Origin of the sequence: Rhizobium leguminosarum bv. viciae, assembly GCF_012276115.1 — a bacterium.
GTDB classification, from domain to species: domain Bacteria; phylum Pseudomonadota; class Alphaproteobacteria; order Rhizobiales; family Rhizobiaceae; genus Rhizobium; species Rhizobium leguminosarum_T.
In genome coordinates, this window is sequence record NZ_WIEU01000001.1 from 42004 (window position 1) to 66658 (window position 24655).

The 24655-nt window shown below is 59.7% G+C and carries 26 protein-coding genes and 1 pseudogene; 7 read left to right on the forward strand and 20 right to left on the reverse strand.

All coding sequences use genetic code 11. The features are described 5' to 3' along the window. Positions 1 to 7: 7 nt before the first annotated feature. The 8 genes from GFM02_RS00250 to GFM02_RS00285 all read right to left on the reverse strand — a co-directional run bounded on the left by GFM02_RS00250 (position 8) and on the right by GFM02_RS00285 (position 7666). On the reverse strand, positions 8 to 973 hold the full coding sequence (locus GFM02_RS00250; RefSeq protein WP_168320783.1) for an ROK family protein: 966 nt from the start codon (positions 971 to 973) through the stop codon (positions 8 to 10). A gap of 14 nt (positions 974 to 987) precedes the next feature. Beyond that, the gene (locus tag GFM02_RS00255; RefSeq protein WP_168320409.1) at positions 988 to 1689 is read right to left on the reverse strand and encodes a ribulose-phosphate 3-epimerase; all 702 of its coding nucleotides are present in this window, start codon (positions 1687 to 1689) and stop codon (positions 988 to 990) included. Between the two features lie 4 nt (positions 1690 to 1693). Then, a complete protein-coding gene (locus GFM02_RS00260) occupies positions 1694 to 2503 on the reverse strand; it encodes an alpha/beta fold hydrolase (RefSeq protein WP_168320410.1) in 810 nt (269 codons plus the stop codon). Further along, positions 2500 to 3345 (reverse strand): sugar phosphate isomerase/epimerase family protein, encoded by an 846-nt coding sequence (locus tag GFM02_RS00265; protein ID WP_168320411.1) that lies wholly within the window; start codon positions 3343 to 3345, stop codon positions 2500 to 2502. Before GFM02_RS00265 ends, GFM02_RS00260 begins: the two co-directional genes overlap by 4 nt. Continuing rightward, the gene (locus GFM02_RS00270) at positions 3345 to 4421 is read right to left on the reverse strand and encodes a Gfo/Idh/MocA family protein (RefSeq protein ID WP_168320412.1); all 1077 of its coding nucleotides are present in this window, start codon (positions 4419 to 4421) and stop codon (positions 3345 to 3347) included. The genes GFM02_RS00265 and GFM02_RS00270 overlap by 1 nt, the downstream gene beginning before the upstream one ends. Before the next feature lie 133 nt (positions 4422 to 4554). Next, positions 4555 to 5700, reverse strand: a complete 1146-nt coding sequence (locus GFM02_RS00275; protein WP_168320413.1) for a sn-glycerol-3-phosphate ABC transporter ATP-binding protein UgpC — start codon at positions 5698 to 5700, stop codon at positions 4555 to 4557. Between the two features lie 226 nt (positions 5701 to 5926). Further along, positions 5927 to 6862, reverse strand: coding sequence for a PfkB family carbohydrate kinase (locus GFM02_RS00280; RefSeq protein WP_168320414.1), 936 nt, complete (start codon positions 6860 to 6862; stop codon positions 5927 to 5929). 3 nt (positions 6863 to 6865) lie between these two features. Further along, positions 6866 to 7666: a class I fructose-bisphosphate aldolase gene (locus GFM02_RS00285; protein ID WP_168267380.1), complete on the reverse strand. Its 801-nt coding sequence runs from the start codon at positions 7664 to 7666 to the stop codon at positions 6866 to 6868. Between the two features lie 242 nt (positions 7667 to 7908). Here GFM02_RS00285 and GFM02_RS00290 point away from each other — a divergent pair, with 242 nt between their 5' ends. Next, positions 7909 to 8670 (forward strand): DeoR/GlpR family DNA-binding transcription regulator, encoded by a 762-nt coding sequence (locus tag GFM02_RS00290; RefSeq protein ID WP_168267378.1) that lies wholly within the window; start codon positions 7909 to 7911, stop codon positions 8668 to 8670. Between the two features lie 92 nt (positions 8671 to 8762). Here the strand turns inward: GFM02_RS00290 and GFM02_RS00295 are convergent, their stop codons facing one another. Together GFM02_RS00295 and GFM02_RS00300 are read right to left on the reverse strand one after the other, a co-directional pair. After that, positions 8763 to 9581 (reverse strand): sugar phosphate isomerase/epimerase family protein, encoded by an 819-nt coding sequence (locus GFM02_RS00295; RefSeq protein ID WP_168320415.1) that lies wholly within the window; start codon positions 9579 to 9581, stop codon positions 8763 to 8765. After that, positions 9578 to 9766, reverse strand: a complete 189-nt coding sequence (locus tag GFM02_RS00300; RefSeq protein ID WP_168267374.1) for a hypothetical protein — start codon at positions 9764 to 9766, stop codon at positions 9578 to 9580. The genes GFM02_RS00295 and GFM02_RS00300 overlap by 4 nt, the downstream gene beginning before the upstream one ends. Positions 9767 to 9858: 92 nt before the next feature. On the opposite strand from GFM02_RS00300, the gene GFM02_RS00305 reads away from it, so the two are divergent. Together GFM02_RS00305 and GFM02_RS00310 are read left to right on the forward strand one after the other, a co-directional pair. After that, positions 9859 to 11007, forward strand: a complete 1149-nt coding sequence (locus GFM02_RS00305; protein WP_168267372.1) for a Gfo/Idh/MocA family protein — start codon at positions 9859 to 9861, stop codon at positions 11005 to 11007. Beyond that, positions 11004 to 11939 carry an alpha/beta hydrolase gene (locus tag GFM02_RS00310; RefSeq protein WP_168320416.1) on the forward strand — a complete coding sequence of 312 codons (936 nt, stop codon included), beginning with the start codon at positions 11004 to 11006 and terminating at the stop codon, positions 11937 to 11939. Before GFM02_RS00305 ends, GFM02_RS00310 begins: the two co-directional genes overlap by 4 nt. A gap of 20 nt (positions 11940 to 11959) precedes the next feature. On the opposite strand, the gene GFM02_RS00315 is transcribed toward GFM02_RS00310, so the two are convergent. Together GFM02_RS00315 and GFM02_RS00320 are read right to left on the reverse strand one after the other, a co-directional pair. Continuing rightward, on the reverse strand, positions 11960 to 12994 hold the full coding sequence (locus tag GFM02_RS00315; RefSeq protein WP_131662790.1) for a LacI family DNA-binding transcriptional regulator: 1035 nt from the start codon (positions 12992 to 12994) through the stop codon (positions 11960 to 11962). Between the two features lie 8 nt (positions 12995 to 13002). Next, positions 13003 to 13305, reverse strand: a complete 303-nt coding sequence (locus GFM02_RS00320; RefSeq protein WP_168320417.1) for a hypothetical protein — start codon at positions 13303 to 13305, stop codon at positions 13003 to 13005. Positions 13306 to 13566: 261 nt separating this feature from the next. Between GFM02_RS00320 and GFM02_RS00325 the strand changes: the two genes are divergently transcribed. The 3 genes from GFM02_RS00325 (at position 13567) to GFM02_RS00335 (ending at position 16690) form a co-directional block, all read left to right on the forward strand. Then, entirely contained in the window at positions 13567 to 14814 is a 1248-nt protein-coding gene (locus GFM02_RS00325) for an ABC transporter substrate-binding protein (protein ID WP_168267366.1), read from the forward strand. A gap of 88 nt (positions 14815 to 14902) precedes the next feature. Continuing rightward, positions 14903 to 15841: a carbohydrate ABC transporter permease gene (locus tag GFM02_RS00330; RefSeq protein ID WP_017956611.1), complete on the forward strand. Its 939-nt coding sequence runs from the start codon at positions 14903 to 14905 to the stop codon at positions 15839 to 15841. Between the two features lie 3 nt (positions 15842 to 15844). After that, positions 15845 to 16690 (forward strand): carbohydrate ABC transporter permease, encoded by an 846-nt coding sequence (locus GFM02_RS00335; RefSeq protein WP_168267363.1) that lies wholly within the window; start codon positions 15845 to 15847, stop codon positions 16688 to 16690. Here the strand turns inward: GFM02_RS00335 and GFM02_RS00340 are convergent. The 7 genes from GFM02_RS00340 to ugpB all read right to left on the reverse strand — a co-directional run bounded on the left by GFM02_RS00340 (position 16648) and on the right by ugpB (position 23271). Then, positions 16648 to 17493, reverse strand: a complete 846-nt coding sequence (locus GFM02_RS00340; RefSeq protein WP_168320418.1) for an HAD-IIB family hydrolase — start codon at positions 17491 to 17493, stop codon at positions 16648 to 16650. The two genes, GFM02_RS00335 and GFM02_RS00340, sit on opposite strands and share 43 nt — an antisense overlap. After that, on the reverse strand, positions 17490 to 18275 hold the full coding sequence (locus tag GFM02_RS00345) for a DeoR/GlpR family DNA-binding transcription regulator (RefSeq protein ID WP_020047099.1): 786 nt from the start codon (positions 18273 to 18275) through the stop codon (positions 17490 to 17492). Before GFM02_RS00345 ends, GFM02_RS00340 begins: the two co-directional genes overlap by 4 nt. A gap of 9 nt (positions 18276 to 18284) precedes the next feature. Continuing rightward, positions 18285 to 19034 (reverse strand): glycerophosphoryl diester phosphodiesterase, encoded by a 750-nt coding sequence (locus tag GFM02_RS00350; protein WP_168320419.1) that lies wholly within the window; start codon positions 19032 to 19034, stop codon positions 18285 to 18287. A gap of 55 nt (positions 19035 to 19089) precedes the next feature. Then, the gene (locus tag GFM02_RS00355; RefSeq protein ID WP_168267357.1) at positions 19090 to 20136 is read right to left on the reverse strand and encodes a sn-glycerol-3-phosphate import ATP-binding protein UgpC; all 1047 of its coding nucleotides are present in this window, start codon (positions 20134 to 20136) and stop codon (positions 19090 to 19092) included. Between the two features lies 1 nt (position 20137). Continuing rightward, positions 20138 to 20986 carry a sn-glycerol-3-phosphate ABC transporter permease UgpE gene (ugpE, locus tag GFM02_RS00360; protein WP_003562583.1) on the reverse strand — a complete coding sequence of 283 codons (849 nt, stop codon included), beginning with the start codon at positions 20984 to 20986 and terminating at the stop codon, positions 20138 to 20140. Between the two features lie 12 nt (positions 20987 to 20998). After that, a complete protein-coding gene (gene ugpA, locus GFM02_RS00365) occupies positions 20999 to 21883 on the reverse strand; it encodes a sn-glycerol-3-phosphate ABC transporter permease UgpA (protein WP_020047102.1) in 885 nt (294 codons plus the stop codon). Positions 21884 to 21948: 65 nt separating this feature from the next. Then, positions 21949 to 23271: a sn-glycerol-3-phosphate ABC transporter substrate-binding protein UgpB gene (gene ugpB / locus GFM02_RS00370; RefSeq protein WP_168320420.1), complete on the reverse strand. Its 1323-nt coding sequence runs from the start codon at positions 23269 to 23271 to the stop codon at positions 21949 to 21951. Positions 23272 to 23528: 257 nt separating this feature from the next. Here ugpB and GFM02_RS00375 point away from each other — a divergent pair. Beyond that, a pseudogene (locus tag GFM02_RS00375) lies at positions 23529 to 23633 on the forward strand (nuclease PIN); the annotation flags it as partial. A gap of 13 nt (positions 23634 to 23646) precedes the next feature. On the opposite strand, the gene GFM02_RS00380 reads toward GFM02_RS00375, so the two are convergent. Further along, positions 23647 to 24645 carry a sugar kinase gene (locus tag GFM02_RS00380; RefSeq protein WP_168267353.1) on the reverse strand — a complete coding sequence of 333 codons (999 nt, stop codon included), beginning with the start codon at positions 24643 to 24645 and terminating at the stop codon, positions 23647 to 23649. Between the last annotated feature and the right edge of the window lie 10 nt (positions 24646 to 24655).

Sequence of the window (24655 nt, forward strand, 5' to 3'; positions counted from 1 at the left end):
TGCTTTTCTAAAGCTGATCGATCGCAGGAGCCTTGCCGGTCAGAAACGCCAGAGCCGCTGCGCCAACGAGGCCCGAGTTCTGATCCAACGCCGCCAGCATTACCCTGACATCCTTGAATGCCGGCATTGCCCATTGCGTGATGTAGGCTTGAATGCCGGGTTGTAGACGATCGAACTCGTGGGAAAGCCCGCCTCCCATCATGATGATATCGGGACTGAAGATATGGATCAGGCTGGTGAACCCGCGACCGAGAATCTCTGCTTCCTCGTCAATCAGTTGATTTGCGAGACGATCGCCATCTCTTGCAGCCGCAAAAACGCTGCGGCTGTCGATGGCGCCGCCGTCGCTGCCGATCGTCGTCCCGCTGGTTTCCATCGCCCTCATTTGGGCGCGGCGCGCAAAAGCCGTTCCGGATCCGTAGGCCTCGAAACAACCCCTGTTGCCGCACGGGCAAAGCTCTCCGTTCGGCACGACCGACATGTGGCCGACATGGGCCGCCATGCCCTTGCGGCCGCGCACGACGCGACCGTCCGACACAACGCCACCGCCAATACCGGTGCTCACGGTGACATAGACCAGATTATCGAGCCCCTTGCCGGCTCCGAACTGCCACTCGCCGATGGCAGCGGCAATAGCATCGTTCTCGAGGTTGACCGGAAATGGAAACCGCTTCTGCAGTTCCGTCTTCAGCGGAAAATCGACAAAGCCGGAGAGGGTCGGGATATGCGAGGCTACACCGGCGACCGTATCGAGCGGGCCTGGAGCGGATACGCCGACGCCCACCACCGAGGCAGGGTTCGATGCTGCCAGCAGTCCATCGGTCAGGCCGCAGATTTGGGCGAGCACACGGTCGGGGCCTGCCAGCGCATCCGTCGGTTCGGCTGCGCGCGCCAGGATACTGCCCTGCTCGTCGACGAGGGCAGCGCGCACCTGCGTCCCACCGAGGTCGATTCCAATGGCAATCTGCTGCATGTGAAGACCATGAGTTAGAGTGCGCGCACCCATGCCATCCGCTCGTCGAGCGAGGGTGCGTTGAAAGCCAGGGAGCCGAGGACGACCGTTTCCGCACCCGACTGGCGCAGAAGAGGCACGGTGTGCTCGCGAATACCGCCGTCGGCGGCAAGCACGATCCGATGCGCCGCACCGCAGCCGCCGATGATCTGCTTTGCCTGCTGAAGCCGCGCGCCGGCTTTTTCGTCGAGACCCTGGCCCTTCACGCCGATCGCCGTGCCGAGCAGCGTCACAAAGCGCAGCCGGGAAGCGTATTTCTCAACGCGCTCGACAGGGGTGTCAACCTTGAGGACCATGCCGGCTGCAACACCGCGGCGGTCGAGAAGATCGAGAGCCTCGGCGGCGACGCTTTCGTTTTCAACATGAAGACTGATCAGGTCGCTGCCCGCATCGGCGAACTGCTCGATCTGCGACAGGAGGATGCTGTCGGCGACCATCAGGTGAACGTGGATCGGGCGCGCGGAAACTTTGCGCACGCCGGCAACAAGATCAGGGAAAAACAACATTGCCGGCGCGAAATGGCCATCGGCGACATCGATGTGGAGGACGTCGACATGAGGATCCACACGCGCGAGATCATCCGCCAGACGCACGAGATCGGCCGACCAGACGGAGAATTCGGCAATCAGGCGATCCTTCGGAAGATCGGCGATCCAGGTCTTGGAGGGGGTCGTCATTGTTTCAGAGCTCCTTCAGAAAATTGCCCGCGGCAAGCCGGAAGTCGGCGACGTATTGCGGGCGGCTCTCGGTCTTCGATGTGATCTGCACCAAACGCGCGCCGGCAATCCGCTCGGCAAGAGCATGCGCGTAGGCGAAAGGATGAATGCTGTCCCGATCATGACCGATAACCAGCGTCGGCAAGGTGAGATTGCCGACCTCCTCGTCGCTCACATCAGGACCATCATTGGAAATCCTGGTAAGCAGCTCGGCGGTCACATCCAAAGGCGTGCGGGAGAAAAAGCCGGCAAGCGACGCCAGATTGTCCGGCGCCTCGGCGGCGAGCCGCACGCCCACCGGCCCGGCCAGGAACGTGGTCTTTGCCTCGCCCAGTGGCAAAGTTTTCAGAAGCCGCCCGACTTCGGCGTTGGGTGCCATATTCTCCGGCGCGGCTGCCGTCAGCCAGGCCGGCCTTGCGATGATCAGAGCCTTGACAAGATCGGGCCGCTTGACCGCGAGACGCAAGGCGATCGCCGCACCCATCGAGATGCCGCCGATCACGATCGGCGGCGTAAGGTTCTTCTCGATATAAGCGGCGATATCATTGCAGAAGATCGCAATCGACAACTGCTCCAGATTGCCGGCTTGGGAGCGGCCGTGGCCGCGCGCTTCGATCGTTACCCGGCGAAAACCTGCGTCGAGCGGAAAGACCTCATCGGTCTGCGCCGCGTCGCCGCATAGACCGTGCTGGAAGATTATGGGCGCGCCTTCGCCCGCCATATCGACATTGAGAATGGTCCCGTCGCTGGTTTCGAACGGTTGCGCCCGTCTCATCTTCCTGCCCCCGCAAAATTAACGTCGAGGCTATTCTTCAGGAAGGCCGCCGCACCGGCCGCCTCCGAAGCCGAAAGACCATGCGTGACGAGACTGCCCTTAAAGCCAATCGCCTCGAGACGGCCGAGATAATGCGCGTAGTCGAGCACACCCTTGCCGGCGGTCGCAAAACTGCCGTCCGGATTGCGATCTTTCGCATGCGCCATGACGATCCAATCGGCCAGAAGCTCGATGGCGGAAGAGACAATGCTCCGCTGCTCATCGAGCGTCGCGACCTCAAAGAGATTGGCCGGATCGAGCACGATCTTGATGCGGGGGCTCTTCAGTGCCGCGATCAGCCGATAGGCTTTCTCAGCCGAGTTGACGACATTGGCAAGCTCGGGTTCGATGCCGAGATCCACGTCATAGCGCTCGGCGATCTCGATGGCCGCGCCCATGGCCCCGAGGAGATCCTGCCAGGCCTCCGGCGTGTCGTTGTCGGCATGCGCCTTCCACTGATCGATGGGGTCGCGTGTGCCGGTGCAGAGCGTGATCAAGCTCGTCGACATGTTGGCGCAGCGCTCAGCCAGCGTTGCCAGTCTGCGAAGGCCGGCCTCGCGCACGGCGGGGTCCGGATGGATCATGTTGAAAGTGCCGGAAACAGCAGCGATCTCGACGCCGCTCTCACGCGCCGCTTCGGCAACCGAGCGGGCCTGGGCTTCCGTGATGATCTCCGGCATCGGCGCAAGGCCCGAGCAGGCCATGTTATATTGCGCGCAGTTGAACCCGGCGCTAGCGACCGAGTTAAGAACGGTTGCGGGGTCCGTTCCCTCGAAGGTCTTTGCGAAGATGCCGAGCTTCATCACACGCCACCCGTGACGTCGGACAGCGCAACCGCCTTGCCGCTTTCGACGGAGCGCGCAACCGCGACCATGGCCCGGACGGATGCCAGGCCATCATCGATATCGGCGCCTTCCATCACCGCGCCATCCAGAATGGTGCGGGCAAAGCCCTCGACCTGGCGGCGATAGAAATGGCCGTCGGCACCGAGAATGCGATGGGTGGCGCCGTCCGCCTCCCGGAAAATGTCCACCTCGCTGGTCTTGTAGTACCACGGGTTATAGGTCTTGCCCAAAATGCTGCCGTTCTTGCCGTAGATCTGAAAGCCTTCGTGCCAGTCCATGCGCACCTGGACGGTGAGATCGAGATGGCCGAGCGTGCCGGAGGCAAATTCCACGTCCACGAACCAGCACCAGATACCGGCGCGCTCGGACAGACGCGCGTTGACGGAGACGATGTCGCCGGCGAAATACCGTGCCGTGTCGATCAGATGGCAACCATGCGCAAGCATATAGTAGCGCCGCAGGTCGGCCTTCGGATTGGTGGAGGGTTTCTTCGCATTGGCGCTGGTAACGATCAGCGGCTGGACCGCATCGGTCATCGGATAGCGGTGCGTGCTGTCGCAATACCATGCTTTCAGAGCGACCATCTCGCCCATTTCATCGCGGATGAAGGATTTGGCAGCTTGGAGCCCGGCGTCGAAACGCTTCATGTGCCCGACCTGAAACACCTTCCCCGACTTGTCGACCGCGGCCTTCAGTTCAAGGCATTCCTCAATGGTAACGCCGACCGGTTTTTCGCACAGGACATGTTTGCCTGCCTGAAGGGCGCGAAGTGAAGCCGGGACGTGAAAGGCATCGGCCGTCGCGATGACTACGGCATCGAGGTCGGGATCGGCCAGCATCTTATCGTAGTCGCCATAGGTTTTTTCCGCCCCGTGGGTGATGGCCATACGTTCGCGGAGATCCTCGGCAACGTCGCAAATTGCATAGAGGTCGGCATTGGCTGCCTTGGTGCAGCTCTCGAAATGCGCGGCCTGGGCAATCTGGCCCGCTCCCAAGACGCCGATGCGGAGACGTCGTTCCTGTTTTGCTGGCATCGATAAGCCCTTTGGATCGGATATTGAAGATGAATGCTGGTTTCGGCGTCGGATGGAATGCTTTCAAGACATCGAACGTTGCCGACCTCTTCTGGCCGGACCGCCACCGGCGTGTCGGCTCTCCCTTGTCACTTCACAGCGCCATATGTGTTTGAGGATTGAAAAAGTGAAGTTTCGCCGGGTCGATGGCCAGATCGATCGATTGGCCCGTCTCGACCGCGCTGACCGCTTCGAACCGCGCGACGGCGTTGGCGGCCCCGCTCAGGTCCTCGACGGCATCGGGATCGCCCGAGTCGATCCGGGCCGCGTCGATCTTCAAATGCACGATCAACTCGGAGCCGAGCTCCTCGATCGACTTCACGACAACCGGGATCGTCGGATGGGAAGCTCCAGACGGCAACCGGCTGTCGTAGAGGTCCTCGGGCCTGACCCCAAAGATCACGTCCTTTCCCTCGAAAGCGGATAGACCGGGGGCACGCTCGAAGGCGCCGCCGGACAAGGGAATGGAGAAGCCCGGCAGATGGATCCGCCCGCTCGACAGACGCCCTTCGAAAAGGTTCATCGACGGCGAACCGATAAAGCCGGCGACAAACGCATTGATCGGGCGGTGATATAGAGCCTTGGGCGTATCCACCTGCTGAAGTACACCGCCCTTCAGCACCGCGACCCGATCGCCCATGGTCAGCGCTTCGGTCTGGTCGTGCGTCACATAGATCGTTGTCACGCCCAGCTGTCTCTGCAGGCTTGCGATCTCTGCCCGCATCTGAACACGCAGCTTCGCATCGAGGTTCGAGAGCGGTTCGTCCATGAGGAACGCCGCGGGCTCGCGGACCATGGCGCGGCCCATCGCAACACGCTGGCGCTGGCCGCCGGAAAGCTGTGCGGGCTTGTTGCCCAGCAAGGGCTCCAGCTGGAGGATCTTGGCGATCTCATGCACGCGCTTGGTGCGTTCGGCCTTGTTCTTTCCGGCCAACTTCATCGAAAAGGCAATGTTGTCGAACACGGTCATGTGCGGATAAAGCGCGTAGCTTTGAAAGACCATGGCAATGTCCCGGTCCTTGGGCGCGAGATCCACGACGTCCTGACCGCCGATGCTCAACGTTCCGCTGCTGATTTCCTCGAGCCCGGCAATCATGCGCAGAGCGGTCGATTTTCCGCATCCGGACGGCCCGACCAGAATCAGAAACTCGCCATCATGGATCGTCAAGCTCAGATCCTTGATCGCATGGTAGCTGTTTCCATAGGTCTTGCAGATTTTGTCGAGTACAACCACAGCCACGTCTCGTCCTCCCGTACCAGTTCGGATCACATCTTCCAACGGCGCTCCCGACGTCTCCGATCCTTTCGACAAGAAAGCTCAGGCCTGAGCTTCAAAGTCAACCAAAGAATCGAGGATTGCTAGCCGTAAATTGTCAGACGATCTTTATAACTATCTGAAAAGAATATATGTTTTACAAGAAATCAAAAATTATTTGCGGAACTATATTTTTTATCGCGCGTAACTTTTATGATTGGCGCATCGGGAGTGGCGCAGGTGCATTCTCCGCCGCCATCCATGTCAGGCACGTCTGGTGATCTGGCAAGCCCTTGCGCCCTCCCCGTGCAGTCACGGAAATGGCGGCCGCCGCCGTGGCATAGGCAGTGCAATCAAGCGGGCTCTTGCCCCTCGCAAGGGCGAGCGCATAGGCACCGTGAAAACAATCCCCGGCGCCGGTCGTGTCGACCGCCTGAACCGGATAGGCCGGCACATGCCACAGGATGGCATCGCCTTTCTGGCGGAGGTAGGTCCCTCGTTCGCCGTCAGTCAGGACAACCGCGGATCGATCCCCGGACCAAAGCTTGTCCAGGATCATCGTGGGATCACCTTCGCCGGTGTATTCCTTCCCGAAGGCGAGCGGCAGCACCAGGTGGTCGGCAAAAGCCAGGATCCGGTCGGTCGCGGCACCGACCGTCCATTCGATATCGGCTATCACGGCAAGGCCCAAAGCGCGTGCGCGCGCCACGACACTTTCGGAGTGCGTGGCATAGCCATCGATCAGCAGTACCGGAGCCTGCATCAAAACCTCGTCGGACAGCGCCTCCGACGTGCCGTGCAGCACATCGTCATCATAAGCGATGAACCGGTCGCCGTCGGGACCGACCGTGATCACAGAGCGGATCGGCGCGGCATCCGCGTGGCGGGGAGCCAGCGATATGTCGACACCGTCCCGCTCGAGCTCGCTGCCCGCCACGTCGGCCGCCCGCTCGTCGCCGAGCCAGCCGATGAAGCCGGCCCGTCCGCCGAGCCGGGCGACGGCGACAAGAGCCGTCGCCACGTTGCCGCCATGGTCCGTGGCGCGCTTCGTCACCTTCCCCTTGCCGGCCGTCAGTCCCCGATCGACATAGATGATGTCATCGATGGCCAGGGCGCCAAAGCCCAAAACCTGGAAAGGGCGCGACACGTCTCAAGCACCGGCCGCCGCCAGCGCATCCTCCGGCGTCATGCCCTTGTGAATGACGAATTTGAAGGCGCGTGCGGCCATGGTCGTATCGCCGTGACCCCAAAGATTGCGACCGACGACCGTGCCTTTGGCTCCAGCGCGCAATGCTTCCGACGTCTGGACGAGCGCTCCGAGCAGCGTATCGGTCTTCGGGCCGCCAGCGATCACGACCGGGATCGGGCAGGTCGCAACGGTCTCGCGGAAGGACTCGAAATCGCCGGTGTAGCCGACCTTGATCACGTCGACGCCGGCCTCGAAGCCGATGCGCACGGCGTAAGCGATTTCATCCGGGGTGAACACGATCTTGCCGCCGTCGGAGAAATCGCGGGGATAGACATGGGCGACGACCGGCATTTCGAAGCGGGCGGCGGCGTTGACCGTATCGGTGAGCCAGCGGATATACTCTCCTTCGGTAGCGCCGCGCACGGGGATGGCGACAGCCAGAGCGTCCGCACCATAACGCACCGCGTCCTCCGGAGTCGCAATGAGCTGACGAATGCGGTCGTCGGCGGTGAAGCAACCACCCTGAATGACGAGCGCTGCCTTTCCGGCATATTCCGACCACAGGTGGCGCGCCGCGCCAGGCTGGATGCTGATATAGTCGGGGCCTCCCGCCATGACGCGTCTGAGCGCACCCGGCAGGTCGGCAAGCCCGCCCTCACGCACATTGCCATAACCGACAAAATGATCGACGGCACCCCCGAACAAATGACCCGATGGGTTCGAGAACAGGCGTGCGAGGCGGATTTTGGTTCCGAGACCCATGGCGATACTTCCTTTGTGATGGCAGCCTTTGGATTGCTGGCGCCGATGCTGGCAAACCCTAACTCGAAAACAAACAAACATTCAATATTTCGATTTCTTTCGTTTTTACGTGAATGCTGAATTTTAGGCGTGCATTTCTGCCATCGAACGGCTATTTCTGCAGCAATAGACGTGGGATGGGATGGCGAACTTTCGTTTTTCAAAAGTCACATTGTTGCAAATAACAGCGGTCGGGATCACACATGCTTGCAGAACAGAGGCGGCAGCAGATCATGCTGGAACTTCAACGGGTCGGTCAGGCACGCACCCGTCAGCTGGCGGAATTCTTCGAAGTCTCAGAAGTGACGATCCGCTCCGACCTCGAAATCATGGACGCCAAGAAACAGCTGATCAAAACACATGGCGGGGCAATCGCCCTGCCGTCCGACTCTCCGGCAGCGGCCTTCGAGGAACGCATGCAACGCAATTTCGATGCGAAGCGACGCATCGCCCAGATGGCTGCGAGACAGATCATCGATAACCAGTCGATCGTCTTCGACAGCGGTTCGACGCTGCTGCAGGTGGCCATGCAGATGCCAGCGGTCAACAACGTCGTGGTTGCGACAACGGCGATGAACATCGCCCAGCATCTGATGTACCGGCCAGGGCTCGACGTACACATGATCGGCGGCCGCGTATTTCCCAGCACCGTGAGCACGATCGTACAAGATTCCGACAGGGCGGTCGGCGGCCTCGTCGCCCACCAGGCCTTTGTCGGCGCCCACGCGATCGATCAGGCGTTTGACGTCGTCGATGTTTCTGAGGACGTGGCGCGGACCAAGCGCAACCTCGTTCGCATGGCCCGGCGTGTCGTCCTCGTGGCGGATTCGAGCAAATTCGACATCGGCGCCTCCTCCAAAGCCTTCTCGCTGTCGCGCGTCGACATGATCATCACGGACAGCAACATGCCGCACAACATTCGCCACCGGCTGGACAAGCTGGGCGTGGAGGTTCGCTACGCGTGACCTGCAGTCAACCTCTCCACTTTAGAAGAGATCGGGGCGACGCTTCGGCGCCGACCAGTGGCTTCGGCCGACACGGGGGAAAACTAGATGGGCTAGAAGCCCAGACGTCGAAGCGTCTCGCGGTTCGCGCGAACGGCGGCAGCAGGATCGGTTGCGGCATGGCCCGATTCTTCCTCGACCACAATCCAGCCGATAAACTTCGGCGCATCCCGAACGGCCGAAATCACGGCAGGCACGTCGCAGACGCCTTGGCCGAGCATCGCCCAGGTCCCGCCGGCGTCGACATCCTTCAGGTGCACGTAACGGATCCGGTCCCGGTGGGCCACCAGCGTGTCGCCGATCGGCTGGCCGCCACGCAGGATATGGCCGGTATCCGGCACCCAACCCACCCGCGGGTCCAAGAGAGCAAACAGGCGATCATAGTCGTTCCGGGTAAAGAGCAGCGTGTCGTGGTGCGAGGAAGGATGAACGGCAACTGTAACGCCAGCCGACTGTCCGATCTCGGTCGCACGATTGTAGCACTCGGCCGCAATGGCGAACTTGTCATCGCGCGGGCCATCCGAAACGACCGTCGCCGATCCCATCGATACCAACGCACCGGGAAAATTCGCCGCGAAATCGATCCATCGCCGCGCCGTGTCGAGATCGGAGGCGATCTTTTCCGCCACCGTGAAGCCACTGGCGGAGCCGAAGGCAAAGGAAACCAGCGCCAAGCCGGCATCCGTCAGGGCGCGGGCAAAGTCGGCAGGCTTGAGCGCGTAGTGACCGATCATCGTGTCGGTGATTTCGATACCGGCATATCCGCCATCGGCAATGGCGCGCACCAGATCGTCCGGACCGCCGCCCCAATCTGTCCCCAGCATCTCCCAGGTGAATGTCTGGCAGCCGATCTGCAGCTCAGCATTTTTCATATCTTGGTCCTGACCCATCCGTTGACGACAGCCGATGCCGAAGCCGGCAGCCGCACGCAATCCTCGGAAGCTTCGCCGGCCTTGCCGAAAGCCCCTTCCGCGGGAGAGGCGGCCGAAACTGGGACGGCAGGCTCGTCATCGGAGATTGCGACGCCTCCCAGCGTCTTGTCATTACGTACGGTCAAATGTTACCGTGCGTCAATATAATTTATTGCTTGCGCTTAAAACACTAACATCCTTCACTCTCCGCGCCGCGACGGCAAAATCAGGTTCTTAGATGGCACAGACCAATGGTATGAAACTCAAGATCGGCGTTGTTGGATGCGGCAATATTTCGCTTGCCTATATGCGCAACGCGCCGCTGTTTTGCGGCGTTGAAATCACCGCCTGTGCAGATCTCAACGCCGACGCCGCCAAGCGTCGCGCGGCGGAGTTCAATTTGCGCGCAGCTGATGTCGATAGCCTCATTGACGACAGGAACATCGACCTCATCCTCAACCTGACGATCCCGGCTGCGCATTTTGACGTTTCGATGCGGGCTCTGTCGGCAGGCAAGCATGTCTTCACGGAGAAGCCGCTCGGCGTCACGGCCGCAGAAGGACGCAGCTTGGTGGATGCCGCCGCGGCGAAGGGCCTCATGCTCGGCTCGGCGCCAGACACGTTCCTCGGCGCGGCCGGACGCCATGCCCGGCGGCAGATGGAAGCCGGCGCCATCGGCAAGCCGGTGACCGGGACAGCCTTCATGATGGGGCGCGGCATGGAGCACTGGCATCCGGATCCCAGCTTTTATTACCAGGCCGGCGCAGGCCCGCTGATGGATATGGGGCCTTATTATCTCACGATGATGGTCAATCTGATGGGGCCGATCCGTCGTGTGCAGGCCGTCGCCACAAGCGGGCAGGAAGAGCGGCTCATCACGGCGGAGGGACCGAAGCAGGGCACGACGTTCAAGGTCGGCACGCCGACCAGCGTGCTGTCGCTGCTAGAATTCGAGTGCGGTGCGACAGTCACCTTCGGCACCTCCTGGGACGTATTCCGCCATTCCAACCACCCCATCGAACTCCACGGAACCGAAGGCTCGCTGCGCCTGCCCGACCCCGACAATTTCGGCGGCTCCGTCGCGCTCTCCGGCCGCGGCGCGCCCTGTCAGGAAACGGATACATCAGGCGAACTCTTCGGTGCCGTCAATTGGCCGATCGCAGCGCCGGATCGTGCCAACTATCGCATGCTCGGTCTTGCCGATCTCGCACGCGCAATCGTCGAAGGCCGTAAGCCGCGCGCTTCGGGCGATCTGGCGCTGCACGTGCTCGAAGTCATGGAAGCGATCCTGCATGCCGGCGAAACCGGTATCGCGCAGACCATTTCGGGTACCGTCGCGCAGCCGAGGGAATTGCGGGAAGACGAAGCGAGGAGTTTGCTCAAATGACACAACTGGATGAATCCGCCAAACGCGCGCTTGCATGGCCTGGCGATCCGCAAACGCCGGTCGAAAGCTGCACGCCGGCGCTGGCCCGGCAGCAATATCTGGATAGTTTCGCAGACATTCAACGGCCGCTCGAAGACGTGGTCGAGACCCTGGAAAAGCATGCAGGCGCAATCAGGTTGAGGATATGGCGCGGCCGCGCTGCGCCGCGCCAGGGCGCGCCGGCCTTGCTTTATCTCCATGGCGGCGGCTTCGTGATCGGCGCGCCGGAAACCCATGAGGATATCTGCCGGACGCTTGCCAATATGGCAGGCGCCGTCGTGGTTTCGCCCGACTATCGCCTAGCCCCGGAACATCCCTTTCCTGCTGCCATTGATGACTGCGCCGCCGCACTCGTCTGGATGACGGAGCAGGCTGATGCGCTCGGCATCGATCCCTTGCGGGTTGTCGTCGCTGGTGATAGCGCCGGCGGCAATCTGGCCGCCGTCGTCGCCCTGCTGGCGCGGGACGGACAGGTGCCGCCTGTCATCGGACAGGTGCTGATCTATCCGGTGACCGACCAGCTGCAGGGAACCGACAGCTACTCACGTTACGAAGAGGGTTTTGGCCTGACGGCAGCCGCGATGAAATGGTTCCGAGACCACTATCTGCCGGACACCACGAGGCGGTCGGACTGGCGAGCCTCGCCGCTTAAAGTAGCGTCGCTGGCGGGCGTGGCGCCGGCTCTCGTGATCCTTGCCGGATACGACGTGCTGTTCGACGAAGGGGCCGCTTATGCCGAGCGGCTCAGCGCCGAGGCGAAGGCAACGACCCGGACCTGGCCCGGACAGATCCATGGCTTCGTATCGAAGAGACGGGCCATTCCGGAGGGGCAAGAGGCCCTCGAAGCCATCGCAACGGCATGGCGCGCTATGGACCCAGCGCTTGCCCGTTGACGCGGAAACCCGTGCCGCCCTCAAGCAGACTCGCGCATAACAAGCGTTGCCTCGAGGATTACCTTGTTCGTCACAGGGGTGGTCCCATCATCCTCGCTCTCGATATGCGCCAGCAAAAGCTCCACGGACTTCGCGGCGATCTCGGGCGCGTTCTGGGCCATCGTCGTCAGCGACGGACAGGTGTATCGGCTAAGCGGATGATCGTCGTGCCCGGCAATGCGCACGTCGCAATCGTCATTCCGGCCGATTTTCAGTCCCGAAGCGAATGCGGCTGCCATCGCGCCGAAAGCAAAGCGGTCGTTGGCGCATAGCAGCGTTTTGCCCGGAAGACCGCCATTCGCAAGAATTCTCTGCATCTGCTCGTATCCGAGACGCTCGAATTCCCAGGAAGGCGGCGCGTCGCAATCGATGACGAGCGGGGAATGCCCTTCCCTCGCCATGGTCGCGCGGTAGCCCGCCTGCCGCTCGCCGGCATTTTCGGTCATATGCGGAATTTCCAGGAAGATCGGCGGCTCACCGGACCGGCAGAGATATTGCACAATGGCTGCCATGCTTTGCGCATTGTCGTTGCCGACATAAGGAAGGTCGGCGTCGGCAGGATTGTCGAAGCAGACGACGGGGATGGCATCCCTTAATCTTTCGAGCGCGGAACGGCGCGAACCGGCTCCGAGCGGCGCCACGATCGCACCCGCGACCTTCAGCGAGAGCAAGGTCCGAACGGCCTCCGCCTCCAGCTCCGGCCGCGTGTGCGAAGAAATCTGGACGGGCCAGAATCCCTTTTCGCGCAACTCCAGCTCGATCAGCGACACGACCTGCACATAAAAGGGATCCGACATGGTCGGGACCAGAATCCCGATATTCCTGGTCCGCTTGCGATTGAGATGCCGCGCGAAAAGGTTCGGCTCGAAATGCGACTTCTTGAGAGCCGCCTCGATACGTTTGCGGGTCACCTCCTTGATCTGCGAGGGATCATCGAAATATTTCGACAAGGTCGGACGCGATACGCCGGAGGCGCTCGCGAAGTCGTCCATCGATTTATAACTTTTCTTGGCCATTCAATTCCTTATTGGCGGGACGACGACAACTGATCGGGAACGATTTCGCACAAAGGCAGATCCGCCGACGCGCCAAATCTCGCATTCGGCAATTTGTACAGGTGATCTTCGGATCCTGAATCGTCGAAAATCACCGCATAACCGGCGTGATCCGTCGTTTTTGGTGCGGGCCCTGCCCTCGCTTTCGAAAAGCGAAATATTCCCTTCACTGCGACTTGCCCCGTCTGCGCCGCGTGGTTGCAAAAGGCGCTTGTTTCAGCACCCAAAATTCGAAAATTTGCAACGAAGACGCCGGGTGCCACGCTTTTCATTTTGTTGGGTAAACTTTCATTTGTTTACGAAAGTAAAGAAAAAATGCGTCACAAGCAATACAAATGCTGCAGAAAAACACTGATGATGTCAATCAATTTTATGATTTTTTATCAACGATTTAACGCAACTCGCTCCGTGCATGCCGGCCTCCCATCTTTTCCAGATCGCAGTTCTTCATTGACAGATAGGGCCGTCAGGGAACCTACTTTGCCTACGATCTTGAGGAGGATCGATTAACTGACAATCTTTGGGAGGCACAGATGAATATCAGAAAATTCGGCGTGACGATGCGGGCTGCCGTGGCGGTATGGGCGCTCTGCGCCACATCGGCATTTGCCGACACCACCATCGAGTTCATTCAATGGTGGGAACCCGAAATGCCGTCGGGCGCTCTGCGCGGCATCATGAACGATTTCGAAGCCAAAAACCCCGGCATCAAGGTGACGCTGGTCAGCGGTCCCTATGCCACAACGCGTGACCAGATCGTCGTCGGCGCAGCCTCCGGAACGTTGAGCGACGTGGTGGGCCTCGATGGTGCCTGGGTAAACGGGCTCTCCAAGCAGGGCGCGATCGCCTCCATGGACGAACTGATGGAGAAGGCGAAATACGACAAAAGCCAGATCACCGATATCGTCAAGGTCGATGGCAAGAGCGTGATGTTCCCGCTGGCATCCTTCGTCTACCCGGTCTTCGTCAACCTCGATATCTCCAAGGCATCCGGCGTAGACAAGCTGCCGACCACGCGCACGGAATTCGCTGAAGCCGCGAAGAAAATGACCGACGCCTCGAAGAACCAGTACGGCTGGGTCCTGCCGCTATCGCTGCAGTCTCCGAGCGGAATCCAGAACGACGTCATGTCCTGGGTCTGGGCCTCCGGCGCCTCAATGATGAAGGACGGCAAGCCTGACCTCGAAAATGACGCCGTCGTCGGCACGCTCGACTATATCGCTTCCCTCAACAAGGAAGGCGTTATTTCTCCCGGCATTTTCGCCAAGAAGGAACAGGACAAGGTCGAGGAATTCGTCAACGGCCGCGTCGGTATGATGGTCGACTCCCTCGCACATGTGAACCTCATCCGCGAGCGCAATCCGAAGCTCAATTTCGGCATCTCCGCTTTGCCGGCCACTGACGGCTACACCGGCAAGCGCGGCATGCCCTATGCATCCTGGGGCATCGGCATCAGCGAGGGCAGCCAGCACAAGGAAGAAGCCTGGAAGCTGGTCGAATATCTGATGAGCCCTGAGGTCAACGGCCGTCTCGTCTCGATTGCCAACGCCTTCCCTGGCAACGTCCATGCCAAGCCGGACTTCGTGGCCTCGGACCCGATCTTTGCGGAAGCCTTCAAGATCTTCCAGAGCGGTTATCCTGCGAACGAATTCGTCGGCCTTCCGGTTGCCGAAGAGCTGATGCGCGACATGAACGTCGAAGTTCAGAAGATGTTCGACGGCGGGCAGTCAGCCAAGGAGGCAGCTGCCAATACCGAGAAGGCTTGGCTGGCGAAGTTCTAAGCACGTCGCTTTCACGGATCACCGGCAGCGCGACCAGGCGCTGCCGGTGCAAGTCGTCAAATCTCGGCAGAATAGAAAGTCACAGCTCATGAATCATTCGGCTACGGCTCTGGTCGCTGCGCAAGCCAAAGCGCGAAGAAAAGGATGGCTTCGTTACAGCACCTTGAGGAAGCTGGTGCCGTATTTCTACGTTTCGCCGGCGACCCTGCTGCTTGTCCTGCTGATGCTGTTTCCCATGGTGATGGTCTTCAAATATTCACTGATGGACGGCGCCATCATGAAAAAGGACGCAGCCTTCGCGGGCGTCCAGAATTATATGACCATCTTCGAGAATCCGGTCTTCTGGCAGTCGGTCGTGCAGACGCTTTATTTCACGATCATGAGCGTCATCTTCCACTTCATCATCGGCCTGGCCTTCGCGCTGCTGTTGAACACCAACCGCGTCGATCCGCTCATTCGCAGCATCCTGCGCGTGCTCTTCATCCTGCCCTGGCTGTTCACGGCCGTCATCATCGCCATCATCTGGCGCCTGCTGCTCGACCCGAACGGCGTCGTCAACAGCGTGCTGATGGCGCTCCATATCATCAACTTCAAGGTCGAGTGGTTCTCCTCCACGCGCACCGCCATCCACGCTTTGACCTTCGCAAACATCTGGGCAGGCTATCCGCTCTACATGGTCAGCCTGCTCGCCGGCCTCCAGGGCATTTCGAAGGAGCTTTACGAGGCGGCCGGTATCGACGGCGCCAACGAACTCCAAAAGTTCTGGTACATCACCATTCCGCAGCTGATGCCGATCATCATCAGCATCGCGCTCCTCGATTTCATCTGGACGATGCAGGTTTTTCCACTCGTATGGATGACGACGGGCGGCGGCCCGATCTATTCGACGGAAGTGCTCTCCACCTTCACCTACAAACTCGCCTTCTCCCAGTATGAATTTTCGCTGGCTTCGGCGAGCGCGATGATCATCCTCATCATCTCGATGAGCGTCACCTACTTCTACATCAAACACCAGCAGCGCAGGTGATCCATGGCAAAGCGTTCCTTCAAGAGCTCGGTATTGCCGACCATCCTGACCTATCTCGGCCTGGCGATCGGCCTGGTCTTTTCGGCCTTTCCGATCGTGTGGATGTTTTTCAGTTCGCTGAAATCGAATACGGAAATCTTCGCCCTTCCGCCGCGGCTGTTGCCGGATGATTTTACGGTGGCCGCCTATCTGACGATCTTCAACGATCCAGTGAAAGTGCGGTTCTTCATCAACAGTTACTTCGTCGCCGGCGTCGTCACCGGCCTGACCCTGATCGTAGCAATCATAACCGCCTACGGCTTCAGCCGCTATCAATTCCGGTTCAAGAACACCTTGAACATCTTCATCATCAGCACCCAGACCGTTCCGCCGATCACCCTTCTCATCCCCTACTTCGGAATGGTGGTCGCCTTCAGGATCTTCGATACCTATGTGGCGCTGATCCTCACCTACATGGTCTTCACCCTGCCTTACGCCGTCCTGCTGATGACAGGCTATCTCAACACCCTGCCGAAAGAGCTGGACGAGGCCGTCCTTGTCGACGGCGGCTCAAGCTGGACGGCGCTCTGGCGCGTCATCGTTCCCGTTTCCATCCCCGGGATCGTTGCAACCGCGGTCTACACCTTCCTGCTGGCCTGGAACGAATTCCTCTTTGCGCTGACGCTGACGAAATCGATGGACCTCAGAACCGTGCCGATCGGCATCCAGCTTCTGATGGGGCAGCACGCCTTCGAATGGAACGAAATGATGGCGATGAGCGTGCTCGGTTCCCTTCCCCTTCTGGTTCTTTACCTGGTTGCTCAACGCTATTTCCTGGCAGGCATGACCGCCGGCTCGGTCAAAAGCTGACGAGACGTCTCAGAACCCGCGCCAGCCGCGTCCAAGATCGTTTGGGCAATCTCGGCAAAGCCAAGCCCGGCGGGTTGCGAGGAGACCCATTTCGGCGCGTATTGCAATTGTGAAAGAACCGGGATGATGTTGTTGACCCCGAAGGAGTTGCGGATAAAGCCGAACATTGGCGCATCGTTTCGAGAGTCGCCGACGAAGGCGGTAACGGCGGGAGTTTCAGCCGAGTCGATACCGAATATCTCGGTTAGAACGCGTTCGCTCATCGACCGCTTGTTGTAATCGCCGATCCACGTGTTGATGTGAATGGAGCTGATCGCAACCGTTCCGCCAATGGCTCTTATACTGGACGCGAGGTCCTCGACCTCACGCGGGTCGTGACCCTGGATATCGATCGCGACGTCCGCCAGCCGGAAGACCTGATCGTGGGCAATTCTGAACGTCTTGCTCCCCTGAGAGACCAGCTCTTTGATTGCCTGGAGATGCTGGCGCTGGCGCTCAGCCTGCAGGGTGGCGTCCTCCCAATAGTCGAAGACGACTGCGCCGTCCTGACGGGTGACACAATATGCGCCACTTTCGCCGATGACCGCAGCTACCGGCCAGGCACGAACGATATGTTCGCACCAACCGGCGGAGCCGCCCGTAACCGGCACGACTGCAATGCCCGCCCGGCTGAGATCCCAGAGAGCGCCGTAGGTCTGCGGCAGAAGTTTACCCTCTGTCGTCAGGGTATCGTCGATGTCGGTGAACAGGTAGCGCACGTCCTGCAACTCACGAGCTGATGGCGCCAGGTCTACGTAGCTCATGTCATATCCTCGCTGCATGTGACCACGTCCAAGCCGCTCTCGGCCAGAGCATTGGTGGCGGCCGCGTCGCCAGGCAGCTGATCGGTGTAGAAACGGGTGAGTTTGCTGAATGGCGCAACACGCACGGCCGCGTTGCGCGTCCACTTGCTGACGTCCGCGGCCAGGATCTGCGTTTGTGAATTCTCCAGCAGGGCATTGGTGATCTGGGCTTCGCTATAGCTGAAGTCCATCAGTCCGTTCAGCGGGCTCAGAGCGCCTGCACCGACGATTGCGTAAGTCGCATAAAATTTTTCGACGAACCTGATCACATCCGTGCCGACCACATCGCGGTCATCGTGACGCAAAAGACCGCCCGTCAAATGAACCTCGACGCTCGGCGCGTCGCAAAGGCTCAAGGCGACGTGGATGTTGTTGGTGATCACCGTCAGCCCCTGATGATCACGCAGCGCTTCGGCAACGAATTGAACCGTACTGCCGATCCCGAGAAACACTGTCGCGTCTGCCCCTATGTCGGCGGCGACGCGCTTGGCGATCAGCCGCTTGGCCCGTCGGTTGAGCTGGGCGCGGGCATTGAGCGAGATGTTGCTGCCTTCGACCGGCAGATCGACGCCGCCGTGGAAGCGGCGTGCGTGCCCGAGATCGCATAATGCGTTGATATCGCGCCGGATCGTCTGCGTCGTCAGATCGTATCGACGTGCCAGTTCCTCGATGTACTGAACACCTTCCGTCTCGATCAGCGCGAGGATCTCACGTTGCCGGCTCGATATGATCCGCTGCCCCATCGCCGCTCCTTAGGTGAGGTAGACACTGGGGTCGTCTGTTATCACACCGGTCAAACCGACATCCCAGAAAGATGCGAGCCGCCGGGGATCGTTGCAGGTCCAAGCCCGCACCTTGATGCCACGACGAACGGCCTCTTCAAGAAACCCGATACTGAGAGCCTTGTAGTCAAGATGGATGGTCTTTGCGGGTATTGACCGAAGGATATCGGTCCAATCCGCAGGCAGCTTGCTCCACAGCATGGCGAGTTCGTAGCTTGGATCGATCTCGTACATTCCCCTCAGCGCAGCGACGTCAAAGCTCGAGATCATGATCTCGGTGTGCGCCGCCCGCGCCTTCAGATGTCGATCAACGACTTTGACCAGCTGGCCGAGTGACTTGTGATGGGCGTGCTGCTTGATCTCGACATTGGCGTTGAGGCCGAGTTCGTCCAGCGCCGAAACAACGCGGGCCAGCGTCGGCAGTGGTTCGCCTTTGAACTTCGGGCTGAACCATGAGCCGGCGTCGATGGCGTCGAGATCCGACGCGGTGAGGTCGGCAAGATTTCCCTTCGACGACGAACAGCGATCGATGGACACGTCGTGGATGACGACCGGGGTTCCGTCGGCAAGAAGTGCAACATCGAGTTCGACCCACTCCGCGCCTTGTTCGGCGGCCGCCCGGAAAGCGGCAATGGTATTCTCGGGCGCAATGGCAGAGGCGCCTCGATGCGCCTGAACCTCACTGCGTCTTGGGCCGGATCGCGGCTCTACGGTCGTCATCGTCTCATCTCTTTCGTCGTCGTCTGCGGTGGGATGGAGAAATAATAAACCGGAGTCAATCTGTGCGTTTTCCGGTTTCGCTGTTGAAAGGATGCATTGCGCCGACACGTGCGAAGACGTCGATATTTGCATTCTCAGCAAAATCAGGACGACCCGGCACTGTCAGGACGACCGTCTGCTGGCTTCCGCGCAATCGCACATGCAGGTGGCTTTCTCCCCCGATTGGCTCGAGCAATTCGACCGTTGCATTGAGACGAACGGAAGGCTCTACCGGTTTGGTGACGAGCAACGCGTCCGGGCGAAGGCCGACCATGTCGGTGCCGGCGGGCAATGCCAGCGCACCTGCGCTGTCGGCTGCCCTGAGGACGTCGATCGGCACGAGATTCATAGGTGGCGAGCCGATGAAGCTGGCGACAAACAGGCTCGCCGGGCGATCGTAGACCGCCACGGGCGTGCCGACCTGTTCGACAAGTCCTCCGTTCATGACGACCAGCCGGTCTGCCAGCGTCATCGCTTCAAGCTGGTCATGAGTGACGTAGATGCTGGTGGTCTTCAGACGCCGTTGCAGCCGACGTATTTCAACACGCATCTGCACCCGCAATTTGGCATCGAGATTGGACAAAGGCTCATCGAAAAGGAAGGCGGCCGGCTCACGAACGATGGCGCGCCCCATAGCAACACGCTGGCGCTGCCCGCCGGAGAGTTCGCGAGGTTTACGATCCAACATCGGCCCGATCTCGAGGATCTCGGCTGCCTCCGCCACGCGGCGGTTGATTTCCGCCCGTTCGGTGCCGCGATTTTTCAAACCATATTCGAGATTTCCGCGTACGGTCATATGCGGATAGAGCGCATAATTTTGAAAGACCATGGCGATATCGCGGTCGGCGGGCTCTGCCTTGTTGACATTGCGGCCGGCAATCTCGACATGGCCTTCGCTGATGGTTTCCAGCCCGGCAATCATGCGAAGCAGGGTTGATTTGCCACAGCCGGAGGGGCCGACGAGGACGATCAGTTCGCCGTCTGCAACAGACAGGTTGATGCCTTTCACCGCCGGAACGGCACCATAATTCTTCTTGACGTCGATGATATTGATCGTTGCCATTTCATTTCTCCGTTTCGACCAGGCCTTTGACAAAAAGGCGTTGCATGGCGACGATGACGAGGACGGGTGGTAGGGCGGCCAGAATGACGGCTGCCATCACAAGGTTCCAGCGCGGCTCGGCATCGGCAACCGCTGCCATGCGCTGGATTCCCATCACGACGGTATAGAAGCTCTGGTCGGTCGTTATAATGAGCGGCCACAGATACTGGTTCCAGCCGAGCACAAACAGGATGATGAACAATGCGGCGATGTTGGTGATCGACAGCGGCAGCAGGATATCCCGGAAGAACTTCATCGGCCCTGCCCCATCGACACGGGCAGCCTCCATGAGTTCGTCGGGAACTGTCAGAAAGAACTGACGAAACAGGAAGGTTGCCGTTGCCGATGCGATCAGCGGAATGATGAGGCCGCCGTAATTGTTCAGCATTCCAAGATCGGCGACGACTTTATAGGTCGGCACGATGCGCACCTCGACCGGCAGCATCAGCGTGATGAAGATCATCCAGAATGCCAAGGTCCGGAACGGAAACCGGAAATAGACGATGGCAAAGGCTGAAAGGATCGAAATAGCGATCTTCCCGACGGCGACGCCAACCGCCATGATCAGCGAGTTGATCATCATCGGCCCGATCGGCGGCGCCCCGGAGCTTGTCATTCCCGACGACAGCATCGTCGAATAGTTCTCGATGATATGGCTTCCCGGTGTCAGCGGCACGACGCCTGACAGGAAGTCGTTTGGGCCGTGGCTCGATGCGATGAAAGCCACGTAGACCGGAAATACGACGATCGTGACGCCAATGATGAGGACAAGGTGCGCCAGAAAATTCAGGAAAGGGCGATTTTCAACCATCCTCGGGATTCCTCAATATTGCACGCGGCGTTCGATGAAGCGGAATTGGACCGCGGTCAGAGCAATGACGATCACCATGAGAATGACCGACTGCGCCGCCGACGAGCCCAAATTCAGTCCGATGAAGCCGTCGAAATAAACCTTGTAGACAAGGATCTCGGTTGCCCGCGCTGGTCCGCCCTGGGTGGTCGCATGAATGATGCCGAAAGTATCGAACATCGCGTAAACGATATTGATGACGATCAGATAGAAGGTCGTCGGGGAGATTAGCGGGAACACGATCGTCCAGAAACGCTTCATGGGACCGGCTCCGTCGATGGCGCCGGCTTCCTGAAGCGAGCGCGGGACGGATTGCAGCGCAGCCAAGAAGAACAAGAAATTATAGGAAATCTGTTTCCAAGTCGCCGCTATGACGATCAGGACCATGGCGTCATCAGGATTGATCAGATGGTTCCAGTTGATCCCCATCGCCCGCAACATATAGGCGATGATACCGATCGATGGATTGAACATGAACCACCAAAGAATGCCGGCGATCGCGGGTGCGACGGCATAGGGCCAGATGAGCAAGGTCGAATAAATTCGAGAGGTGCGCAACACGCGCATCGCCGCTGCGGCCAGGAGTAACGCGATCGCCGTCGATAGGACCGTCACGAGAATGGCGAAGACGAGCGTGTGGCCGAAGGCATTGATGTAGATCGGATCGGCAAAGAGCCGGCGATAGTTTTCGAACCAGACGAAATTCGTTTTGAATCCGAAGGCATCCTGGCGCAGGAAAGACTGCCAGAATGCAGTCGCCGCGGGCCAGAGGAAGAATACCACGGTCACGAAAATTTGGGGTGCGATGAGCAGGTAAGGTAAAAGCTTATTGGGAAATACGGTCCGTTTGGTTTGCATAGGCCCTCACACTGACGGATGGGAAACGGGGGCCGGTCTCTCACCAGCCCCCGTCGCGGAGCCCATTAGTTGGCGGACTGGAAATCGCGAAGCTGTTCGTTGCCTCGTGCGACCACGGAATCAACCGCTTCCTTCGCCGTCTTCTTCCCGCCCAGCAAGGCTGCAAACTCATCGTCGATGATGCCACGCACCTGGACGTAGTTGCCGAACCGGATACCCTTGGAATTGTCGTTGGGTGTCACCCGCGTCAGCTGCTTGATACCGATATCTGCTCCGGGGTTCTTCTCGTAATAGCCCTGGTCCTGGCCCAGCTTGTAGGCAGCCTCGGTGATCGGCAGGTAGCCCGAGAACTGATGCCAATCGGCTTGGACTTCTGGCTTCTGCAGGTAGGTGAAGAATTTCGCGACTCCCTTGTACTCCTCTTCCGGGCGGCCTTTCAGCGTCCAGAGCGTGGCGCCGCCGATAATCGAATTGAGCGGCTGCGGAATGACGTCGTCATAGTAGGGAAGCGGCGCAAACCCGACCTTGAAAGCCTTTGCGTTGTTGATGACACCGGCCCGGCCGGCCGAGGAATTCATGTACATCGCGCATTCCTGCGAATAGAACATCGGAGGAGCGTTATCGCCGCCGCCAGGTCCGCCGAATTTGAAGAGCCCCTCGTCCTGCCACTTCTTCAGATTGCCCCAATGGCGGATCGTCAGATCGTTGTTGAAGGTGAATTCCGCATCCAGGCCGCCAAAGCCGTTGGCCTTGGTGGAGTATGGCTTGTCGTGCAAGGCATTGAGGTTTTCAGTCTGGATCCAGGAGATCCAGGCGCTGGTAAAGCCGCATTTGGCAGCGCCGGACTTCATGATCGTCCGTGAGAAGGCTTCGATGTCCGCCCATGTTTTCGGCGGTGTTTCCGGATCGAGCCCCGCTTTTTGGAAGACATCCTTGTTGTAATACATAATCGGCGTCGAGGAATTGAACGGCAAGGACAAGACGTTGCCGCTGGTGTCCGAGTAGTAGCCGACGACCGGGGCAATGAACTTGCTCTGGTCCCAGGCTTCGCCTTCGTCCTTCATCAACTGATATACAGGATAGACCGCACCCTGTGCTGCCATCATCGTGCCGGTGCCGACTTCGTAGACCTGTACGATTGCCGGCTGCTGGTTGGCACGGAACGCAGCAATGGCGCCGGTCAGCGTCTCATCATACGTGCCTTTGAAGACCGGAACGATCTCGTAGTCAGATTGAGACGCGTTGAACCCCTTGGCGATCTGTTCAAGCTTCGCGCCATTCTCGCCACCCATTGCGTGCCACCACTGGATCTTCGTGGCGGCCATGGCCGGAACGGATAACGAAAGGCTGGTCAGTCCTGCGGACAGGAAAAAAGCGATCTTGTTCATTCTCACTCCCACTTGTTGTCGGTTCATAGCCTCCCGCTACGAACGTGAGCCGATCGTAACAGGCGAGTTTCACTTTGCAAATATGGAATGTTCATATGAACATTTGATGACACCAAGCCGGACGGTCATAAAGGGCTGTTGGCTGGAAATATGAGTTGAGTGGCCGACCGATTTGCGCGCTAGCCCAGCTTTGGGAAACAGCTCTTCACGGCAGCGGCGTGCTTTGTGGCAGTTTTGCGACACTCGATGGAGCGCAGATGCTGAACTGGTTCCGAAAATTGAGGCCGCGGGAAGATCGCTTCTTCGATTTGTTCGCCCAACACGCGAAGACCGTCGTCGGTGCGGCCGAAACCCTGCGATCATTTCAGCCTTAGGCTATTGGCTTTCGGACCTTTTCCATTGACGATCCCTGATCTTGGTCATCGGCACGTCCCAATACCGCAGGCCATCGCAGACCTCGGCTCTGCTAGGCGCGCCGGTACGACCGCCGAACACCTGGCATTTGAGCGCCGCTGCGATGGATGACACGCGCATCGTCTCTTCGATCGGCAAGCCTTCCGCAGTAGCCAGCGCAAAAGCACCGTGAAAGATATCGCCGGCTGCGAGCGTGTCGATGGTGCTCACCTTCGGAGCGGCAAGATGGACAATTTCGCCGGTCCGGTCATCGAACCAGAAGGAGCCCTTTTCGCCAGCCGTGACGCTGATGAAAGCTTGCTCGAACTTTCGCTTCAGAATGCCGACGACCTTCACCAGCTCGGCCGTTCCGGCAAGCCGCTCGGCCGCCGGCTGCGAGAAGACGATGTGGCTCGCAACCGGTGCAAGCATCTCGATTACGCCATCGCCTGCGACATCGCCATCGAGAATCGCCGGTTTTCCCGCCTCTCGGGCCGCAGACAGCGTGCGCAACGCAAGCTTCGGCCACCGTACGTCGACCAGCACCGCATCGAAAAAAGAAACGTCCTCTCTTGTGACCGGCTTGACCGTCTCGTGCAGGCCCGCATCGTAGAAGGGCACAATCAAGCGCTCGCCATGATCATCGACAAGGATGGTCGAGATGGCCGAGTGGGCGCCGTCCACGCGCAGCATGCCGTTCGTGTCTATGCCGCTCTCGCTGAGATCGGCAATGATGCGTTCGCCGGTGGCATCGTTGCCGACAGCGCCCCAGAGGCTGGCGTTGCCGCCCAGCCGGGCGACCGCAAAGGCAGCACTCGATGCCATGCCCTCGGCGATCTGCAGCATGTCGTAGGGCAGAATTTTGCCCTGGCCGGTGGGCAGCGAGCGCACCCGAAACAGGGTATCCATCACCGCCGCGCCGACACACAAAACGCGGCGCGCCGGACCGGGAGGCGCATCGAAGGCAGAAGAAGTCGTCAAAACCGTTGTC

What these genes read in the sequence shown, in the direction of transcription:
- GFM02_RS00250 (WP_168320783.1), bottom strand. Translation starts at nt 973, where the DNA reads ATGCAGCAGATTGCCATTGGAATCGACCTCGGTGGGACGCAGGTGCGC.
- GFM02_RS00255 (WP_168320409.1), bottom strand. Translation starts at nt 1,689, where the DNA reads ATGACGACCCCCTCCAAGACCTGGATCGCCGATCTTCCGAAGGATCGC.
- GFM02_RS00260 (WP_168320410.1), bottom strand. Translation starts at nt 2,503, where the DNA reads ATGAGACGGGCGCAACCGTTCGAAACCAGCGACGGGACCATTCTCAAT.
- GFM02_RS00265 (WP_168320411.1), bottom strand. Translation starts at nt 3,345, where the DNA reads ATGAAGCTCGGCATCTTCGCAAAGACCTTCGAGGGAACGGACCCCGCA.
- GFM02_RS00270 (WP_168320412.1), bottom strand. Translation starts at nt 4,421, where the DNA reads ATGCCAGCAAAACAGGAACGACGTCTCCGCATCGGCGTCTTGGGAGCG.
- GFM02_RS00285 (WP_168267380.1), bottom strand. Translation starts at nt 7,666, where the DNA reads ATGGGTCTCGGAACCAAAATCCGCCTCGCACGCCTGTTCTCGAACCCA.
- GFM02_RS00290 (WP_168267378.1), top strand. Translation starts at nt 7,909, where the DNA reads ATGCTTGCAGAACAGAGGCGGCAGCAGATCATGCTGGAACTTCAACGG.
- GFM02_RS00295 (WP_168320415.1), bottom strand. Translation starts at nt 9,581, where the DNA reads ATGAAAAATGCTGAGCTGCAGATCGGCTGCCAGACATTCACCTGGGAG.
- GFM02_RS00305 (WP_168267372.1), top strand. Translation starts at nt 9,859, where the DNA reads ATGGCACAGACCAATGGTATGAAACTCAAGATCGGCGTTGTTGGATGC.
- GFM02_RS00310 (WP_168320416.1), top strand. Translation starts at nt 11,004, where the DNA reads ATGACACAACTGGATGAATCCGCCAAACGCGCGCTTGCATGGCCTGGC.
- GFM02_RS00315 (WP_131662790.1), bottom strand. Translation starts at nt 12,994, where the DNA reads ATGGCCAAGAAAAGTTATAAATCGATGGACGACTTCGCGAGCGCCTCC.
- GFM02_RS00320 (WP_168320417.1), bottom strand. Translation starts at nt 13,305, where the DNA reads ATGAAAAGCGTGGCACCCGGCGTCTTCGTTGCAAATTTTCGAATTTTG.
- GFM02_RS00325 (WP_168267366.1), top strand. Translation starts at nt 13,567, where the DNA reads ATGAATATCAGAAAATTCGGCGTGACGATGCGGGCTGCCGTGGCGGTA.
- GFM02_RS00330 (WP_017956611.1), top strand. Translation starts at nt 14,903, where the DNA reads ATGAATCATTCGGCTACGGCTCTGGTCGCTGCGCAAGCCAAAGCGCGA.
- GFM02_RS00335 (WP_168267363.1), top strand. Translation starts at nt 15,845, where the DNA reads ATGGCAAAGCGTTCCTTCAAGAGCTCGGTATTGCCGACCATCCTGACC.
- GFM02_RS00340 (WP_168320418.1), bottom strand. Translation starts at nt 17,493, where the DNA reads ATGAGCTACGTAGACCTGGCGCCATCAGCTCGTGAGTTGCAGGACGTG.
- GFM02_RS00345 (WP_020047099.1), bottom strand. Translation starts at nt 18,275, where the DNA reads ATGGGGCAGCGGATCATATCGAGCCGGCAACGTGAGATCCTCGCGCTG.
- GFM02_RS00350 (WP_168320419.1), bottom strand. Translation starts at nt 19,034, where the DNA reads ATGACGACCGTAGAGCCGCGATCCGGCCCAAGACGCAGTGAGGTTCAG.
- GFM02_RS00355 (WP_168267357.1), bottom strand. Translation starts at nt 20,136, where the DNA reads ATGGCAACGATCAATATCATCGACGTCAAGAAGAATTATGGTGCCGTT.
- ugpE (WP_003562583.1), bottom strand. Translation starts at nt 20,986, where the DNA reads ATGGTTGAAAATCGCCCTTTCCTGAATTTTCTGGCGCACCTTGTCCTC.
- ugpA (WP_020047102.1), bottom strand. Translation starts at nt 21,883, where the DNA reads ATGCAAACCAAACGGACCGTATTTCCCAATAAGCTTTTACCTTACCTG.
- ugpB (WP_168320420.1), bottom strand. Translation starts at nt 23,271, where the DNA reads ATGAACAAGATCGCTTTTTTCCTGTCCGCAGGACTGACCAGCCTTTCG.